General features: G+C 67.0%; 2 protein-coding genes and 1 pseudogene. All 3 read left to right on the plus strand.

From position 1 onward, the window contains the following. Positions 1-832 precede the first annotated feature (832 nt). Entirely contained in the window at positions 833-2041 is a 1209-nt protein-coding gene (locus tag AC2CHE_RS26645; RefSeq protein WP_484507579.1) for an ISAs1 family transposase, read from the plus strand. A 144-nt stretch (positions 2042-2185) separates the two neighbouring features. Beyond that, positions 2186-2614, plus strand: a pseudogene (locus AC2CHE_RS26650) (SAM-dependent methyltransferase); the annotation flags it as partial. Positions 2615-2870: 256 nt separating this feature from the next. Further along, positions 2871-3086 (plus strand): hypothetical protein, encoded by a 216-nt coding sequence (locus AC2CHE_RS26655; RefSeq protein ID WP_484507580.1) that lies wholly within the window; start codon positions 2871-2873, stop codon positions 3084-3086. The last annotated feature ends 96 nt before the right edge of the window (positions 3087-3182 follow it).

Genomic DNA, 3182 nt, shown 5'->3' on the forward strand with positions numbered 1-3182 from the left:
ACCCCGTTCCTCAGGGCACCAATGTCGGCCGATTGGCTCGTCGGGGCAGTGTGATGCCGCGCGACATGACGTTTGACGGACGCGCGTACCAGCTGGACGATCGCCGACGAGGATCGGCAGCGTCACCGTAACGAGAGCTATTCGTGGAGTCAAGCGCGGAGACGGAACCGGAAAGGAGATACCCGCTCCGGGACGTCGACCGGCGGCGATCCCCGGAAATTCTACTCCGTGTTTTGGGCAGCACTGAAAATGGATGCCACCAGCCCTGTGCTGGTGTTACGGTCCTGAGGCTGGCGGACGGCTTCGCTCGCCATGAATGTTATTGACCGCCATCGGAGCAAGATCCGCATCATTCAGCTCGACTCGAACGCGCATCCCTCCACATAGTCACGCTTCCTGATCAGCCCGGTCCGACAATGGGCGGGAATCCGGGAAGGCAACGGATCATGGCGACGAAAGTGAGCGGGCATGAGAGGCGGACGACAATCTCGCCGGAAAGAGGCACACCCCCGTGGGCACGCCGTTCATCTCGCCGCGCGTCGGTGCCCCGAATCCCGTCAACGGCCAACCGCTCGTCCGGGCCGGCGCACGGCCCCGGCGTTGTTCCAACTTGAGTGGATCTGTCCGTGTTGAGAACCGGACGGGAGGCGAGTTGCAGGACGAGCGCGACTCCTGATGATCTTTCGGGTGTCTAGTCCTGAAGCTCATCGCCGGAGTCGCGCTCGTGACGTCATCTTCCCTGATCGATCCTGTTGTTGGCCACCTCGCTGATCTTGCGTTGTGGGAGGCCGAACTTGCCGCGGACCCTGCAGCGGCTGATCCGCTGCAGGTGGTGTCCCCGCTGGTGGCCCGGCTGGCTCAGGCGCCGGACCCACGCCGTCCACGCGGACGTCGCCATCCGCTGCTGGTGATCCTCGTGCTGACCGCGTGCGCCACTCTTGTCACCGGAAACGACGGTCTGACCGCGATCCGGCAGTGGGCGGCCCGGACCCCGCAGAATGTCCTGCACCGGCTCGGTGCCCGCCGTAACCCGCTGACCGGCCGCTATCTGGTGCCCAGCGAACGCACCTTCCGGCGGGTCCTGGCCGCCGTCGACAGTGACGCCCTCGACACCGCGACCTGCGGTTACGCGGCCGACGTCGTCCGTGGCGAGGCCCCGGCCCCGCAGATCCCCGCCGCCGCGGACGAGCCCACCGAACGCGAGCAACGCCGCGCCGCGACCCGGGCGGTCACCCACCCGGCGCCGGCCGGGCTGCTACCCGCGGTCGCGATCGACGGGAAACTGCTGCACGGCACCCGTACCGCGACCGGGCAGGTGTTCCTGGTCGCCGCGGTCACCCACCAGCGGGCGGTGATCCTGGGCCAGCGGCAGGTCGCCGACAAACGCGGCGAGACCAGCGTGACCGAAGATCTGCTCACCCCGTTGGATGCGGCCGGCATGCTGCTAACCCTGGACGCTCTGCACACCACGAAGAAGACCGCCCGGCTGATCACCGGCCCCCTGCACGCCCACTACCTGCTGATTTCGAAACGGAACCAGCCGCTCGCCCTGCAGGCCGCCCAAGCATTGCTGTCCGGTACCGACACCGAGTTCGCCGACCGTACCGACATCGCTGCCGACCGTGGACACGGGCGTACCGAACGCCGCACGATCCGTGTCGCACCGTGCGACGACAGTCTGTTCCCCGGCGCCCGGCAAGTGTTTCGGCTACGCCGCGACACCGGCGGACTCGACGGCGTGCGCACCAGCAAACAGATCGTCTACGGCATCGTCAGCCTCAACGCACAACAGGCCGCCCCGCAGCACCTCAACGCCTATGCCAGAGGGCACTGGGCGGTAGAAAATTGTCTGCATTGGACCCGAGACGTTACCTTCGGCGAAGACAATTCCCAGCTCAGGACTGGTACCGCGCCCCGCAACCTGGCCGCCATACGCAACCTGACCCTAAAAACCTTCCGCCTCGCCGGCCGCGCCAACATCGCCCACGCCCGCCGCGATCTCCATGACCGCACCGACGCCTTCGCCGTCTACGGCATCTAACAAATCATGATCAACCCGGGCATAGAAGAACAACGCCGGGGCCGTGCGGGCCGGCGTACCGCCTCTCGAACCATGCTCGGCCCTCCGCCGACCCATCCGGCGAAGTGATGTCACATCCTCGACGAACAGAGAGCCGTGAACACGATGAGCGTTGACTACAAGGTTCCGACGCCCGAGTCGGTCGGGGCGTTCTACGACCAGGTGAACGTGATCCTCGCCCGGTGCCAGGGCGGGAACATGCACTACGGGTACTGGACCGGCCCCGACGACGACAGCGACTTCGAGACGGCCGGCGCCCGGTTGACCGACATGATGATCGAACGGGTCGGCGCCCGACCGGGTGAGCGGGTACTCGACGTGGGCTGCGGTCCGGGCCGGCCCGGCGTACGACTGGCCGAGGCCAGCGGTGCCGACCTCGTCGGCGTCTCGGTAAGCGAACAGGACGTACACCTGGCCAACGAACGGGCCCACGGCGCTGGCCTGGCCGGCCGGGTGCGCTTTGAACAGGCCAGCATGCTCGCGTTGCCGCTCCCCGACAACTCGTTCGACCACGCGATGGCGCTCGAGTCGATCGTCCACGTCCCCGACCGGGTAGAGGCACTACGGGAGATCGCCCGGGTCGTCCCCCCCCGGCGGACGCATCGTCCTGACAGACTTCACCCATCGAGAAGCACCGGACGGGCGCATCGACAAGACCCTGGTCGACGTCTACAACTCCTGGCAGACGGCCGCGCCGATCACCGCCGAGGACTACCACACCTTCGCCGCCCGGGCCGGACTGGTCATCGACGAGATCACCGACATCACGGACAATGTCAAGTACACCGGCATGTGGACCTACCTGGAACTGCGACGCTATGCCCGCGACCACCCCGTCCCGCCCGAGGTCGACCAGATCCTCAACGTCTTCGGACCGCTCCTCAAGGGCACCGTGGACCAGCCGGCCCTCACCGACACGCAGCTCGTGCAGGGCTGGCGTCAACTGCTCGACAAGGAACAGGCCCAAGGAATGATCATCGTCACCACCCACGTGCCCCTCGCCTGAGCACAGCCATCTCGACCCGGATTACCGGGGATCACGGCGGGCTCGAGCCGCGCAGGTCCGACCAGCCCGATGACCGAGGCCCTCACCACCAGGGGA

The sequence above is a fragment of the Micromonospora sp. ATLC16 genome, from assembly GCF_057196645.1.